Annotated in this window: 8 protein-coding genes, 1 tRNA gene and 3 rRNA genes; 6 read left to right on the top strand and 6 right to left on the bottom strand. The window is 53.7% G+C overall.

The window, feature by feature from the left end; translation table 11 throughout:
* Positions 1–48: 48 nt before the first annotated feature.
* From DD586_RS16380 to DD586_RS16360, 5 genes are all read left to right on the top strand, one after another.
* Positions 49–2,954: ribosomal RNA gene (locus DD586_RS16380) — 23S ribosomal RNA — on the top strand.
* Positions 2,955–3,082: 128 nt separating this feature from the next.
* Positions 3,083–3,198, top strand: a 5S ribosomal RNA gene (gene rrf, locus DD586_RS16375).
* Between the two features lie 14 nt (positions 3,199–3,212).
* Positions 3,213–3,288: transfer RNA gene (locus tag DD586_RS16370), tRNA-Thr, on the top strand.
* 42 nt (positions 3,289–3,330) lie between these two features.
* Positions 3,331–3,446, top strand: a 5S ribosomal RNA gene (gene rrf / locus DD586_RS16365).
* Between the two features lie 389 nt (positions 3,447–3,835).
* Complete coding sequence (locus DD586_RS16360) at positions 3,836–5,134, top strand: MFS transporter (protein WP_012885931.1); 1,299 nt, start codon at positions 3,836–3,838, stop codon at positions 5,132–5,134.
* A 114-nt stretch (positions 5,135–5,248) separates the two neighbouring features.
* Here the strand turns inward: DD586_RS16360 and pssA are convergent, their stop codons facing one another.
* From pssA to trxC, 4 genes are all read right to left on the bottom strand, one after another.
* Entirely contained in the window at positions 5,249–6,556 is a 1,308-nt protein-coding gene (pssA, locus tag DD586_RS16355) for a CDP-diacylglycerol--serine O-phosphatidyltransferase (RefSeq protein WP_407635429.1), read from the bottom strand.
* Positions 6,557–6,758: 202 nt separating this feature from the next.
* Positions 6,759–9,425 (bottom strand): bifunctional acetate--CoA ligase family protein/GNAT family N-acetyltransferase, encoded by a 2,667-nt coding sequence (locus tag DD586_RS16350; RefSeq protein WP_012885929.1) that lies wholly within the window; start codon positions 9,423–9,425, stop codon positions 6,759–6,761.
* A gap of 33 nt (positions 9,426–9,458) precedes the next feature.
* Positions 9,459–10,175, bottom strand: a complete 717-nt coding sequence (locus DD586_RS16345) for a tRNA-uridine aminocarboxypropyltransferase (protein WP_012885928.1) — start codon at positions 10,173–10,175, stop codon at positions 9,459–9,461.
* Between the two features lie 104 nt (positions 10,176–10,279).
* Complete coding sequence (gene trxC / locus DD586_RS16340) at positions 10,280–10,705, bottom strand: thioredoxin TrxC (protein ID WP_012885927.1); 426 nt, start codon at positions 10,703–10,705, stop codon at positions 10,280–10,282.
* Between the two features lie 242 nt (positions 10,706–10,947).
* Between trxC and DD586_RS16335 the strand changes: the two genes are divergently transcribed.
* Positions 10,948–12,090 carry a tRNA/rRNA methyltransferase gene (locus tag DD586_RS16335; protein WP_012885926.1) on the top strand — a complete coding sequence of 381 codons (1,143 nt, stop codon included), beginning with the start codon at positions 10,948–10,950 and terminating at the stop codon, positions 12,088–12,090.
* Positions 12,091–12,232: 142 nt separating this feature from the next.
* Here the strand turns inward: DD586_RS16335 and emrB are convergent, their stop codons facing one another.
* Together emrB and emrA are read right to left on the bottom strand one after the other, a co-directional pair.
* Entirely contained in the window at positions 12,233–13,765 is a 1,533-nt protein-coding gene (gene emrB / locus DD586_RS16330; RefSeq protein WP_012885925.1) for a multidrug efflux MFS transporter permease subunit EmrB, read from the bottom strand.
* 18 nt (positions 13,766–13,783) lie between these two features.
* On the bottom strand, positions 13,784–14,959 hold the full coding sequence (gene emrA / locus DD586_RS16325) for a multidrug efflux MFS transporter periplasmic adaptor subunit EmrA (protein ID WP_012885924.1): 1,176 nt from the start codon (positions 14,957–14,959) through the stop codon (positions 13,784–13,786).
* Between the last annotated feature and the right edge of the window lie 37 nt (positions 14,960–14,996).

The following is a 14,996-nucleotide window of genomic DNA, read 5'->3' as shown; positions in this document are numbered from 1 at the left end:
TTGGAGTCTCTCAAAATACTCATATCCCGAGACACTTTCGGGTTGTGAGGTTAAGCGACTAAGCGTACACGGTGGATGCCTAGGCAGTCAGAGGCGATGAAGGGCGTGCTAATCTGCGAAAAGCGTCGGCAAGGTGATATGAACCGTTATACCCGACGATACCCGAATGGGGAAACCCAGTGTGATTCGTCACACTATCACACACTGAATCCATAGGTGTGTGAGGCGAACCGGGGGAACTGAAACATCTCAGTACCCCGAGGAAAAGAAATCAACCGAGATTCCCCCAGTAGCGGCGAGCGAACGGGGAGGAGCCCAGAACCTGAATCGGCTTGTGTGTCAGTGGAAGCGTCTGGAAAGGCGCACGGTACAGGGTGACAGTCCCGTACACGAAGATGCACAGGTCGTGAGTTCGACGAGTAGGGCGGGACACGTGGTATCCTGTCTGAACATGGGGGGACCATCCTCCAAGGCTAAATACTCCTGACTGACCGATAGTGAACCAGTACCGTGAGGGAAAGGCGAAAAGAACCCCGGCGAGGGGAGTGAAATAGAACCTGAAACCGTGTACGTACAAGCAGTGGGAGCACCTTTAGGGTGTGACTGCGTACCTTTTGTATAATGGGTCAGCGACTTATATTCTGTAGCAAGGTTAACCGAATAGGGGAGCCGCAGGGAAACCGAGTCTTAACTGGGCGTCTAGTTGCAGGGTATAGACCCGAAACCCGGTGATCTAGCCATGGGCAGGTTGAAGGTTGGGTAACACTAACTGGAGGACCGAACCGACTAATGTTGAAAAATTAGCGGATGACTTGTGGCTGGGGGTGAAAGGCCAATCAAACCGGGAGATAGCTGGTTCTCCCCGAAAGCTATTTAGGTAGCGCCTCGTGAACTCATCTTCGGGGGTAGAGCACTGTTTCGGCTAGGGGGCCATCCCGGCTTACCAACCCGATGCAAACTGCGAATACCGAAGAATGTTATCACGGGAGACACACGGCGGGTGCTAACGTCCGTCGTGAAGAGGGAAACAACCCAGACCGCCAGCTAAGGTCCCAAAGTCATGGTTAAGTGGGAAACGATGTGGGAAGGCCCAGACAGCCAGGATGTTGGCTTAGAAGCAGCCATCATTTAAAGAAAGCGTAATAGCTCACTGGTCGAGTCGGCCTGCGCGGAAGATGTAACGGGGCTAAAACCATGCACCGAAGCTGCGGCAGCGACACAATGTGTTGTTGGGTAGGGGAGCGTTCTGTAAGCCTGTGAAGGTGGCCTGTGAGGGCTGCTGGAGGTATCAGAAGTGCGAATGCTGACATAAGTAACGATAATGCGGGTGAAAAACCCGCACGCCGGAAGACCAAGGGTTCCTGTCCAACGTTAATCGGGGCAGGGTGAGTCGACCCCTAAGGCGAGGCTGAAAAGCGTAGTCGATGGGAAACAGGTTAATATTCCTGTACTTGGTGTTACTGCGAAGGGGGGACGGAGAAGGCTATGTCATCCGGGCGACGGTTGTCCCGGTTTAAGCGTGAAGGTGGGTGGACCAGGCAAATCCGGTCTGCTGTTAACACTGAGGCGTGATGACGAGGCACTACGGTGCTGAAGTGACAGATGCCCTGCTTCCAGGAAAAGCCTCTAAGCATCAGGTAACATTAAATCGTACCCCAAACCGACACAGGTGGTCAGGTAGAGAATACTCAGGCGCTTGAGAGAACTCGGGTGAAGGAACTAGGCAAAATGGTGCCGTAACTTCGGGAGAAGGCACGCTCTTGTGGGTGAAGTCCCTTGCGGATGGAGCTGACGAGAGTCGCAGATACCAGCTGGCTGCAACTGTTTAATAAAAACACAGCACTGTGCAAACACGAAAGTGGACGTATACGGTGTGACGCCTGCCCGGTGCCGGAAGGTTAATTGATGGGGTTATCCTCAGGGAGAAGCTCTTGATCGAAGCCCCGGTAAACGGCGGCCGTAACTATAACGGTCCTAAGGTAGCGAAATTCCTTGTCGGGTAAGTTCCGACCTGCACGAATGGCGTAATGATGGCCAGGCTGTCTCCACCCGAGACTCAGTGAAATTGAACTCGCTGTGAAGATGCAGTGTACCCGCGGCAAGACGGAAAGACCCCGTGAACCTTTACTATAGCTTGACACTGAACCTTGAGCCTTGATGTGTAGGATAGGTGGGAGGCTTTGAAGTGTGGACGCCAGTCTGCATGGAGCCAACCTTGAAATACCACCCTTTAATGTTTGATGTTCTAACCTGGGCCCGTAATCCGGGCTGGGGACAGTGTCTGGTGGGTAGTTTGACTGGGGCGGTCTCCTCCCAAAGAGTAACGGAGGAGCACGAAGGTTAGCTAATCCTGGTCGGACATCAGGAGGTTAGTGCAAAGGCATAAGCTAGCTTGACTGCGAGAGTGACGGCTCGAGCAGGTGCGAAAGCAGGTCTTAGTGATCCGGTGGTTCTGAATGGAAGGGCCATCGCTCAACGGATAAAAGGTACTCCGGGGATAACAGGCTGATACCGCCCAAGAGTTCATATCGACGGCGGTGTTTGGCACCTCGATGTCGGCTCATCACATCCTGGGGCTGAAGTAGGTCCCAAGGGTATGGCTGTTCGCCATTTAAAGTGGTACGCGAGCTGGGTTTAGAACGTCGTGAGACAGTTCGGTCCCTATCTGCCGTGGGCGTTGGAAGATTGAGGGGGGTTGCTCCTAGTACGAGAGGACCGGAGTGAACGCACCGCTGGTGTTCGGGTTGTCATGCCAATGGCACTGCCCGGTAGCTACGTGCGGAAGAGATAACCGCTGAAAGCATCTAAGCGGGAAACTTGCCCCGAGATGAGTCTTCCCTGGGCCCTTGAGGCCCCTGAAGGGACGTTTAAGACGAAGACGTTGATAGGCTGGGTGTGTAAGCGTAGCGATACGTTGAGCTAACCAGTACTAATGACCCGAGAGGCTTAACCTTACAACACCGAAGGTGTTTTGGTGAGAGACTAAAAGTAGAATTTGGCTTGTTCGAGGATTGGATGGCGTGGTGTAGCGATACACGGCGGCATGAAAGGTTAGGATGTTGAAAGACATCAAAAGAATTTGCCTGGCGGCGAGAGCGCGGTGGTCCCACCTGACCCCATGCCGAACTCAGAAGTGAAACGCCGTAGCGCCGATGGTAGTGTGGGGTCTCCCCATGCGAGAGTAGGGAACTGCCAGGCATCAAATTTTGCGTGCTGATATGGCTCAGTTGGTAGAGCGCACCCTTGGTAAGGGTGAGGTCCCCAGTTCGACTCTGGGTATCAGCACCAGTTGTTTTAAGTTACGTTCGGCAAAATGAATAAAAGAATTTGTCTGGCGGCGAGAGCGCGGTGGTCCCACCTGACCCCATGCCGAACTCAGAAGTGAAACGCCGTAGCGCCGATGGTAGTGTGGGGTCTCCCCATGCGAGAGTAGGGAACTGCCAGACATCACATAAGACAAAAGGCCCGCTCTTTCGAACGGGCCTTTTGTTCATCCGTTGCTTGTGACCTATTGTTTGTCATCTGTCATCTGTCATCTGTCATCTGTCATCTGTCATCTGTCATCTGTCATCTGTCATCTGTCATCTGTCTACGATCGTTCCCGAAAACCGGAGCCTTGGTCGGTAGATCCTTTTCTTTGATCCCCATGTATCACGTATTCAGTCCACATCAGCCATTTCGTTTTACTGCGATTAGAAATAGCGCTCACATCCTGTTTCTGGCTTAAATAATTACATGGGCTGATTAGTCTTTGCCTGAATCCTCAAGCCTGTTTTATTGTGTCTGCTATATATAAAAGAATAATTAAATAACAGACAGAAAGGGTAAATCGTACATGGTGAATACAATAAAGCCACAGGATGGAATGATGGTCAGTAGCACGCGTCAACGCATTTGGGCAATTGTCGGCGCATCCTCGGGTAATTTGGTTGAGTGGTTTGATTTTTACGTCTATTCGTTTTGTTCTCTTTATTTCGCCCATATCTTCTTTCCAACCGGTAATACGACGACGCAGCTGTTACAAACAGCCGGTGTCTTTGCCGCTGGATTTTTGATGCGCCCCATCGGCGGTTGGTTGTTTGGCTATATTGCTGATAAATACGGTCGTAAAAAATCGATGCTGATATCGGTGTGCATGATGTGTCTGGGATCGTTGGTTATTGCCTGTTTACCCGGTTATGCCGCGATTGGGGTGTGGGCACCAATATTACTACTGATAGCGCGTTTATTTCAGGGGCTATCAGTAGGTGGCGAATATGGGACGAGTGCAACTTACATGAGTGAAGTGGCGCTGGAAGGACGTAAGGGGTTTTACGCATCTTTTCAGTATGTCACGCTGATTGGTGGTCAGTTGCTGGCGTTACTGGTGGTGGTCGTCCTGCAACACTTGCTTTCTGACGTGGAGTTACGCTCCTGGGGATGGCGTATCCCCTTTGCTCTGGGAGCGGCGTTGGCGGTGGTTGCCTTGTTTCTGCGTCGTTCACTCAATGAAACATTAAATAGCGAAACCCGTGCACGTAAAGATGCTGGATCGCTGCGCGGGCTGTGGCACAACCGCAAGGCGTTTATCATGGTGCTGGGTTTTACTGCGGGTGGCTCGCTAAGCTTTTATACCTACACAACTTACATGCAGAAATATCTGGTGAATACCGCCGGTATGAATGCCAAGTCGGCCAGCGGGCTGATGACACTGGCGCTGTTTGTCTTCATGTTACTGCAACCGTTGTTCGGCGCACTGTCTGATAAAATCGGCCGCCGTAGTTCAATGCTGTTTTTTGGGGCGTTGTCGGCATTGTTGACGGTACCAATTCTGTCTACTTTGCAGGGGGTGACCAACCCGGTTATCGCCTTCTCGCTGGTTATGCTAGCGTTGGTGATAGTGAGCTTTTATACCTCTATCAGTGGTATTTTGAAGGCGGAAATGTTTCCTCCGGAGGTCAGAGCACTGGGTGTCGGGTTATCTTACGCTGTAGCGAATGCCTTATTTGGCGGGTCTGCTGAGTATGTTGCTTTATCGTTGAAGTCGCTGGGGACGGAGGAGTCCTTCTTTTGGTACGTTTCACTGATGGGGGCGCTGGCGTTTCTGGTTTCATTAGGGCTGCATCATAAAGGGAAAGGTGAAACGCTTTCATGATAGGCAGCCAGCTACACGAAGCAGTAGCCGACGTATGTCGGCTACTTCCGATAAGGTCTTTCCTGTTTTATCTGTGTGAACAGTAAACACCACTGTGAGGTGGTGAAGGCAGGGTTACAGAATGCGGCTAATCAGGCGGTCAATACGGATTCGGCGCAGGCGACGGATGAGCTTGCGTACTTTTACCGGATATTGTGCAATACTCTGCAACTGCTGATAGTGCGTGATGACCTGGGTGTGAGCGCGAATGCATTCCAGCTCCTGCTGACGCTGGTCTTGCAGCACCTGTTCTGGGTCATGAATCAGGATGGCGTTTTCCAGATCCAGTCGCCAGGCACGGGGATTGAGGTTATTGCCCGTCAGTAATTGCCAGTGTTCATCTACCCACATGCCTTTAAGGTGGAAACTGTTGTCGCCATCCTTCCACAGGCGAACCACTAACTGGTTGCTGTCGATATATTTCTGCAAGCGGCTCAGGAAGCGACGCAGGTTGATTTCATACAGGTAAGGCAGGGCACCGATAATCCGAAATGGTTGGTCTTCCGGGATGAAAAAGTCGTTTGCCGTTTTATCGCCAATAATGATCTCAATCTGCTTGCCGTCACGTAGCAGGCGAATAATGTTGCGCACCAGCAGCGCAGGCAAATTGAAATACGGCGTACACATCACCAGACGCTGATCGGTGCAGTACATCAAATGGTGGATAGTCTGATTCAGCGGGCTCTGTTTTCCCAGTCCAACCAGCGGTGTGACCGTCAACTGATTGTTGTTGTCGCCGACGCCCGGTAGCAGATAGGTTGCTGAACGTAGCGACTGACGGAACTGACGGATATCATTTTTGATGTCGATGGTTTTGGGACGAGAAGAGGTGTCCAGGCGTTGTACGGCAGGGGACACCAGCAGGTCTTGTACATAACGCGCCATCACATCGGCCAGCACCGGGTTATGAATCAACTGATAGCGGTCATAGCGGTACTTTTCATGCTGATGGAGATAGACATCATTCAGACTGGCACCGCTATAGAGCACGGTGTCATCGATAATAAACCCTTTCAGGTGTAAGACACCCAATGCCTCACGGGTATTTACCGGGATGCCGTAAATCGGGAAAGCGGCGTCATCGTATCGTTGCGCCATCTCGTAGTACCAGTCGGCGTTTGTGCTATCGGCCGCGACGCCGATGCGACCGCGTTGTGCGCGGTGCCAGTCGACCAGTACGTTGATCTCCAGTTCCGGGCATTGACGCTTGGCCTGATAGAGTGCAGACAAAATACCTTCGCCGCCATCATCGTGTTCCAGATACAAAGCCACCACATAGATGCGTTTCCTGGCCTGCAGAATCCGCTCTGTCAGCGTGGTACGGAAATGCGCCGGGCTGTGAAGCGTCTGGACGTCATCGGCAGACTGAGGAATTTTAGGCAATTGTGCAAGGTGTTGTTGATATTTAGTCCGCTTTAATTTTGACAACATCACAGTGCGATTCTTCTCTCATCGTGGGATGACCACATGGTCATGAAATACATGTTAAGGCATAGCCGAATCGGGCGATGATACCACTACTTGGCAGGCGTGTGAGCAAGTTTTACTGCCGGTAGCGAGATCTCAACCACATCTACGCACGGGGTTATGGCTGCACTGGCGTACCCAGTGGCAGTTCCAGCGTGACAATACCGTCTTCCAGTTGCACGTCAACATTGAAGCCCAGTTTCTTCGCCAGCGAGACCATTCCCTGATTGTTCGGCATCGTAATACCGCTAAGACGATTCAGTCCGTGGAGGCTGGCGTAGTGGATCAATTTTTCCAACAGCTTCCTGCCTAATCCCAACCCTTTCAGATCAGAACGCACCAGTACCGCGAATTCTGCGCTGATATTGTCAGGGTCGGCAATGGCGCGTGTGACCCCGATAATTTCCGGCTCACCGGTGATATCAGCCCGGACAGCAATAAACGCCATTTCACGATCGTAGTCAATCTGGGTCATATTGGCTAAATCTTCATGAGTAAATTCATTGATTTCACTGAAATAGCGGTAGTACAGATCTTCACGCGTCACTTTGCCGATAAAACGGGCCAACAGCGGCTCGTCTTCAGGCAGAATAGGGCGGAACAGGCAGGATGAGCCATCCTTGAGCAAAACGCTCTCTTCCAGTTCCTGCGGATACGGACGAATCGATAAGCGCGATTGTGGGTCGCCGCTAAATGGGGCCAAATGTAAGGTCACATCCAGCAACGTAAACTCCTCGCCGGAAGCCAGCAGTGGGTGAATATCCAGACGCACAATCTCCGGGCAATCCAGAATCAGGTTGGAAACCTGCACCAGTAATCGGCTGAAGGCTGCAATATCTAATGGCTTGAGGGCATTTTGGCTACGGATCTTACCGCTTTTTAATGCCTGAACGATCAGGTAACGCGCCAGTGCCATGTTCAGCGGCGGCAAGGCCACCGCTGCCTGTGTTTCCCGGTTCCATTCCGTACCGCCTTCTCCCAGCATAATGATCGGGCCGAAGATAGCATCCTGTTCGACGGCGATGCGTAACTCCAGCGCACCGGTACGATTGGCCATGCCCTGCACCAGCAAACCGTGAACACGTGCCTGTGGGTTGGTATGCCTGACTCGTTCCAGCATCGCTTCTGCCGCCAGTTGTACTTCCTGGGCATTTTGCAGATACAACATAACGCCCTGAATTTCCGACTTGTGGGGAATATCTGGCGAGCGCAGTTTAAGTGCCACGGGATAGCCAATTTTTTCCGCGATGTACACCGCCTCGGTGCTATCGCTGGCAATCCAGGTCGGCAGGGTATTCAGGCCGTAGGCCTGTAGAATCGGCTGCACTTCATGGGTATCGAGCCGGGTGGCGCCTTCCAGCAATGCCTGACTGATTAACTGGTGCGCTTGTGCGGCATTGGCGGTGAGGTCGGAGGGCAGTGCCGGAGTTTCTTTTAGCTGCTTCTGGTTACGACGGTATTCAACGATATGCATGAATGCCGTGACCGTACCTTCCGGCGTGCGGTAGGTTGGGATCCCGGCCTCGTTGAACAGACGACGCGCTTCCTGCGAGGAGAACTCGCCGCACCAGTTGGTCAGCAATGTAATACGCTTGCCACGTGGGTGTTGCTGCAACAACTGAATCAGGCTTTCTGCACTTTCCGTCCCTGGGGCGGCGGCGCTGGGGGCGTGAATGAGTAGCAACGCATCATAATCGTCGCTATCGAGCAGCGCCGACAGCGTGGCCTGATAGCGTTGCGGAGTCGCGTCGTCGCGCAAATCGAGCGGATTGCCGATAGTGACATCGTCAGGTAATACGGCGCGTAACGCCTGTTGTGTCGCTTCACTCAACTTTGCCAGTTTGCCCTGGCGGGCAATCAACTGATCCAGCGCCTGGGCGGCAGGGGATGCGCCGTTGCTGACAATCAGCAAACGCTCGCCACGCAACGGGCGCAGGTGGCTGAGGGTTTCCACTGCCGAAAACAGTTCGTGGGTGTCTTGCACCCGCAGCAGCCCGGCGCGTTGGATTGCGGCGTCATAGGCGGCATCCAACCCATGCTGACCGCCATGCAGCAGTTGCTGCGCTTGTTGGCTGCGACCACTTTTGATCACCAGAATCGGTTTATTGCGGGAAGCACTGCGCGCGGCGGAAAGAAAACGTCGGGCGTCGCTGATGTGCTCCAGATGTAGCAAAATGGCGCTGGTTTTACCGTCACGAGCCAGAAAGTCCAACAGGTCATCAACGTCAATGTCCAGGCTGTCACCCAGCGCGATAAAGTAAGAGAAGCCAATGCCGCGTTGTTGCGCCCAGTCCAGTATTGTATTGGACACAGCTGCCGATTGAGAGATAAACGCCAGTTTGCCTTTTAAAATCGGCACCGGTGAAAAGCTGGCGTTAAGCCCCTGCCAGGGAGCCAGCAGACCGAGGCTATTCGGGCCTAACAGGCGCATAGCGTAGCGGGTGGCGCAGCTTTTCAACTCGGCGAATTGTGATGGCGGCGCGGAAAGCACGATGACGGTTTTACAGCCTCGTTGTCCCAACGCTTCTAACAGAGATAGATTACGATCTGAGCGTGTGCAGATAACCGCAAGGTCAGGTGTCATTGGCAGGCTGGCGACGTCGCGGTACGCCAGAACACCACATACCGCCTTGTATTTAGGGGTGACCGGCAGCACCGGTCCGTTGAATCCGCCGTCAAGCAGATTGCGCATCATCAGAAAACCCGCTCGTCCCGGTTTTTCCGACGCCCCGAGCACCGCAATTGAACGGGGCCGCAGTAGTGCTTCTAATCCACGCTGGCTCATCAGTTACTCCTGTTGGAATACACCTGATTGATCTTAAACGTCAGTTGCCGATTTTGCTGTGACAGTAGAAGAAATTTTCTTTTTCGCATGATGCGCTTTGCCTGCCAGATAGTGGCGGCGAAAACGGTCAAAGTGTGCGCCCAGTGCGTCGGCGGCCGTGTGGTCACCAGCCTGATGCAGCAAGGCGATGGCGATTTCCGCGGTGCAGTGCTGTCCGGCGCTACTGGCTTCCCGCAGTTGATAACAGGATAACGCGTCCACACTGAGCGACAGGATCGGTAATGAATCGAGGTACGGGCTTTTGCGGAACATTTTGCGCGCTTCCGGCCAGGTGCCGTCGAGCATCACAAACAACGGCGGTTTGTCATTGGCGGGTAACTGATGGCAAACCTGGCGTCCCTCTTCGTTGGCGTCAGCCAGAAATACTAGCCAGGGTTGATAGTCTGGGGTTTGTAACGCCTCGAGTAAGGCCGGGTCAGGTTCGGTGCGAGACCATAAAAAGGCATCCGTTTGCGGCAGGATGTCGGCAATCAGGCGACCGGTATTGCTGGGCTTTAGCGGTTCGGTGTCGAACATGACCAGACAGAAACGGCTGCGAGCGGTGCTGGGCGAGAGGGTATCGCACAGGCAATGAATTTCCGGCAGCAGACAGCGCTGGCAGCGGGTTACGCGGCAACCGCGGGCGCGAAACGGGCGCGTGGAGAGAGCAAGGCGTTGCTGGCGCAGACGCAGAACAGCGTTACCGGTCATGGTTTTCCGTTAAAAAGCGTCATTCTAAACGACCGGGCTGCTGACCTAAAGCCCCGTGTGGCAAACGGGGCCGATTGTTGGTGATGATGCGGGTCAGGGTGTACTTAGAGCGATTCGTTAAGCCAGCTCTCAAAAGGGGCTTTAGGCATCGCGCCGTTAAGCATATCGACCATTTTCCCTTGCTTGAAGAGCATGATAGTCGGGATACTGCGGATACGAAAGCGGGCACTCAGAGCCGGTTCTGCCTCAGTGTTCACTTTCACAAAGCGGATCTTGTCGGCATTTTCGTCGGCGACGCTTTCAAATACCGGTGCAAAGTTGACGCACGGGCCGCACCAGGGGGCCCAGAAGTCCACCACCACCGGCAGATCGTCCTGTAGTAATTTATCCAGCGTCTTTTCCGTGGCGTTAATCACCTCCCCATTAAACAGGGGATGACCGCAACGACCGCATTTGGCGCTCTGGTTTTCATTAATACGTTCTTCTGGCAGTCGATTCGTGGCGTTGCAGAATGCACATACCGTATTCATAAACGGGCCTCTGATAGAAAAAGGGCTGTAATCAAGTGTATTGTTGATGAAGATGCGTCCATTTGGTGCAAAAGGATCAACAACTGTGATGCGAAAACAGGATAAGTATGGATAGCCTGTGGAACACCAACAAGGCGTTTTACCCAATAGTTACAATAGTTAGTGACTTTTATGATCGGGCTGGTGGCTAACCCGGTGTACATAGGGTAATCTTCGCGCCCAGCGCGTAGGTGGAGAAGATCATGAGCGATACATTGAGTGGAAAGGGCGGCAAAGTCCGTGTCATGTACGTCCGCAGCGAGGACGGGGACGAGAAAAGCAGTAAGCCAAAACGAACATCGGATAAGCGTCGTGGTGACGGGGATAGCCATCGTAGTGATAGCAACCGTGGCGACAGCAACCGTGGCAGCCGTAAAGGGCGTGATGGTGCGCCGCGTGGCGGACGCGATCGGGACAATAAAGATAATAAAGACAGCGCCGGGCGTGGCGGTAAGTGGCGCGGTGAGTCGGCTGGGCGTGAGCGTCCGGTTCGCGGTGAATCGCCGGAATATGCTGATTCTCCCTGGAAAACGGTATCACGTGCGCCAGAAGAGACACCGGATCACGGCGGAATTAGCGGTAAAAGCCAGGTCGACCCGGAGCAGATTCGCCGCCAGCGTGCCGAGGAAACGCGGGTTTACGGAGAAAATGCCTGTCAGGCTCTGTTTTTGAGCCGTCCGGAAGCCATTGTGCGTGGCTGGTTTTTGCAGGAAGTCACACCGCGTTTTCGTGAGGCACTGCGTTGGATGGCGGCTAACCGCAAGGCTTACCACGTAGTGGAGGACGAAGAACTTGCTCGTGCATCCGGTACTGAACATCACGGCGGTGTGTGTTTTCTGATCAAGAAACGCCGTGGTCTGGATGTCACTGCCTACCTGCGTGAAGCCGGGGAAACTGACTGTGTGCTGGCGCTGGAAGATGTGGGTAATCCACATAATCTGGGCGGAATCATGCGCAGCTGCGCACATTTTGGTGTGAAAGGTGTGCTGGTCAATGATGCATCGCAGCTGGAATCCGGTGCCGCAGTGCGTACGGCTGAAGGTGGCGCCGAGCATGTGAAAGCCATCAGCGCTGAAGGTCTGGTTGATGCGCTGGCGCAGTTCCGTGCTGCGGGTTACACCATCGTGACGACGTCCAGCCATAAGGGCACCACCTTGTCGCAAGTCTCGCTGCCCGCGAAGACGGTGATTGTGTTGGGTCAGGAAGGCGATGGCTTGTCAGACAGTGCCTGGCAGCAGGGCGATGTCAAAGTATCGATTGATGGTACCGGCAATGTAGAAAGCCTGAATATCTCGGTTGCGACCGGGATCCTGCTGGCGGAGTGGTGGCGGCAGCATCACGGTTAAGTGATGTTCAGTTCGCCGATTGAGTGAATAAAAAAAGGTGGCCTGGCCATAATGCTTGTCAGTAAAGCCTTTGAAGGAGGCCGCAACGGATAACGTTGCGGCCTCTTTTTTCGTTTTTGATTCAGTGTCGTGCGGTATCCGATCAGTGTGCGCCACCTGCCGAGTGACTGCCAAATGGGGGTTTGGTAAACCAGACCAGCACGATTAGCGCGACAAACACTCCGGCCGACAGCCAGAAGATTTCGTTGGCGCTAATAATCAGCCCCTGTGCGGTAATCTGCTGGGCCAGATAGCTGGACACCTGCTGTTGGCTCATCCCCATCGCTTCCAGCTGTTGGTAGGTTTGCTGTGCCAGCGGATTGTAGGGATTGATCGCTTCCGTCAACTGGGCGTGATGCAGCGCTTCCCGGCGTTCCCACAATGTTGTCGTGATCGATGTACCGATAGACCCTGCCAGCGTACGAGCGAAGTTCGACAGGCTGGATGCGGCCGCCATACGTTCCGGCGGCAGACCGGAGAGCGTGATGGTGGTTAACGGCATAAAGAAGCAGGCGACGGCAAATCCTTGTACGAACTGTGGCCAGGCGGAAGCACCGAAATCCATGGCGGGTTCGAAAGTGTAAGCTCGCCAGTAGAAACAGATCGCATACATGATGAAGCTGAACGTTACCAGACGACGCATATCCAGCTTATGCATGAATTTGCCGATGATCGGCGAAAGGATTACCGGCATCAGCCCCACGGGGGCAGAAGCCAGCCCGGCCCAGGTGGCGGTATAGCCAAACACCTCTTGTAATAACTGCGGTAACAGCACAATGGCACCGAAATAGAGCATGAAGGCCAGGCTGGTACACAGGCACCCAAGAGTGAAGTTCCGCATTTTAAACAACGACAGGTCAACTACCGGATGCTCGTCTGTGAGCTCCCACACGATCAATATCGTTAGCGATACGACAGCGACGACCGTCAACGTCACGATTTCCGTCGAGTTAAACCAGTCCAGCTCTTTTCCGCGGTCCAGCATCATTTGCAGACTACCGATACCGGCTGCCAGTAAAACCAGCCCGACCGTATCGATAGGGCGGATCTCGGTTTTGGTCTCTCGCCCGCGTAAAGTTTGCAGGGTTATCAACACAACGATAATGCCTAGCGGTACGTTGATGAAGAAGATCCATCCCCAGTGGTAGTTGTCGCTGATAAAACCACCAAGGATTGGGCCGAAGATCGGGGCGACGACCACGGTCATTGACCACAGGGCCAGAGCGATACCCCGTTTGGCGGGCGGGTAGTTGTTCAGCAACAGGCTTTGGGACAACGGAATAATTGGACCCGCGACCAACCCCTGCAACATACGACAGACGATCAACATTTCGAGGCTGGTGGATATGCCACACAGCCAGGAGGCTAAGGTAAACAGGGCGGTGGCCCAGACGAACAAACGCACCTCACCGAATCGCTTTGCCAGCCAACCAGTAATCGGAATGGAAATGGCGTTGGCGACCCCGAAAGACGTGATGACCCAGGTACCCTGTGAGTTCGACGCACCTAAATTCCCGGCGATAGTCGGGATAGCGACGTTGGCAATGGTTGAATCCAGCACCTGCATGAACGTCGCCAGAGACAGGGCGAACGTCATCAGAGCCAGCGTCATGCCCTCAAGCGGTTTTCTTGTCACGCTGCTCTCCTTCTGAGGTTAGCCCGCGTTGGCGCTGATGATCTGATCGACCATCTGGTTGACTGGCGTCAGGTCGAGATCCAGTGCGTCACTCTGGTAAGCCGGTGTTGTGCGGCTCGCGTCGGAAAGCACTCTACCATCGGTATTCGCGGTATCCACGTTAACCAACATCGACAAACCAATGCGCAGCGGGTTATCAGCCAGCTGTTTCGGGTCTAACTCGATCCGGACCGGCAAACGCTGTACGACTTTGATCCAGTTACCGGTGGCGTTCTGGGCAGGTAGCAGCGAGAACGCACTACCTGTCCCCATATCCAGACCGACCACCTTACCTTTGTACACCACGTTATCGCCGTAAAGATCACTGGTGACGGTTGCAGGCTGGCCGATGCGCATGTTGGCTAACTGGGTTTCCTTAAAGTTCGCGTCAACCCACAGCGGCGCTGCCGGTACGACGGCCATCAGAGACGATGACGGGGTAATTCGGGCACCTAACTGCACGCTGCGACGAGAAACATAGCCATCAACAGGGCTGACGATATGGGTACGCTTCAGCGCCAGCCAGGCATTACGCAGGTCGGTCGCGGCTTGTGCAATAGCCGGTTGTTGCTCCAACGGCGTGTTGAGTACCAACGCCTGGGCAGCGGCATATTGCTGTTTAGTGGCTTCCAGCGAGGCCTTGGCGCTGGCGACCTGATCGCGGGCATGTTGCAAATCTTCCCGTCCGATAGCATTCGCCCGTCCCAGTGCTTCACGGCGGTTCAAGTCGCTGATGGCTTGATCCAGCGTAATCTGTTGCAGTTCGATATTGGCTTTATACTGACGAACGTTGATCATCTGCTGATGAACCTGACGCACGCTGTTCGCCAGCGTGGTCTGCGCGCGCTCAAAGGCCTGCTCAGAATCGGTTGGGTCAAGTTCAATCAGAACATCACCTTTTTTAACGAAGTCGGTGTTATCGACGTTGACGCGGGTGACGCTGCCGTTGACCTGCGACATAATTTGAACCTGGTTGCCGGCGACATAGGCGTCATCGGTTTCCTGATGGTGCCGCAATACCAGATACCAATAAGCGAACCACACACAGCCAATAAAGAAAAACAGAATCATCAGCAGGGTGAGAATTCCTTTACGCGTTTTTCTGGGCTTTGATGGCACGGTGGGTGGACTTTGCTTTTCCACGTTGGCACTCATAACTCTCTCCTAGTTAAATTTCTTTTTTTCGGCCTTT

The sequence above is a fragment of the Dickeya parazeae Ech586 genome, from assembly GCF_000025065.1.
Classification (GTDB): domain Bacteria; phylum Pseudomonadota; class Gammaproteobacteria; order Enterobacterales; family Enterobacteriaceae; genus Dickeya; species Dickeya zeae.
The sequence above is the reverse complement of the archived record's forward strand: the minus strand, read 5'-3'. Positions and strand labels throughout refer to the sequence as shown.

What these genes read in the sequence shown, in the direction of transcription:
- trxC (WP_012885927.1), bottom strand. Translation starts at nt 10,705, where the DNA reads ATGAATACGGTATGTGCATTCTGCAACGCCACGAATCGACTGCCAGAA.
- DD586_RS16360 (WP_012885931.1), top strand. Translation starts at nt 3,836, where the DNA reads ATGGTGAATACAATAAAGCCACAGGATGGAATGATGGTCAGTAGCACG.
- DD586_RS16345 (WP_012885928.1), bottom strand. Translation starts at nt 10,175, where the DNA reads ATGACCGGTAACGCTGTTCTGCGTCTGCGCCAGCAACGCCTTGCTCTC.
- DD586_RS16350 (WP_012885929.1), bottom strand. Translation starts at nt 9,425, where the DNA reads ATGAGCCAGCGTGGATTAGAAGCACTACTGCGGCCCCGTTCAATTGCG.
- emrA (WP_012885924.1), bottom strand. Translation starts at nt 14,959, where the DNA reads ATGAGTGCCAACGTGGAAAAGCAAAGTCCACCCACCGTGCCATCAAAG.
- DD586_RS16335 (WP_012885926.1), top strand. Translation starts at nt 10,948, where the DNA reads ATGAGCGATACATTGAGTGGAAAGGGCGGCAAAGTCCGTGTCATGTAC.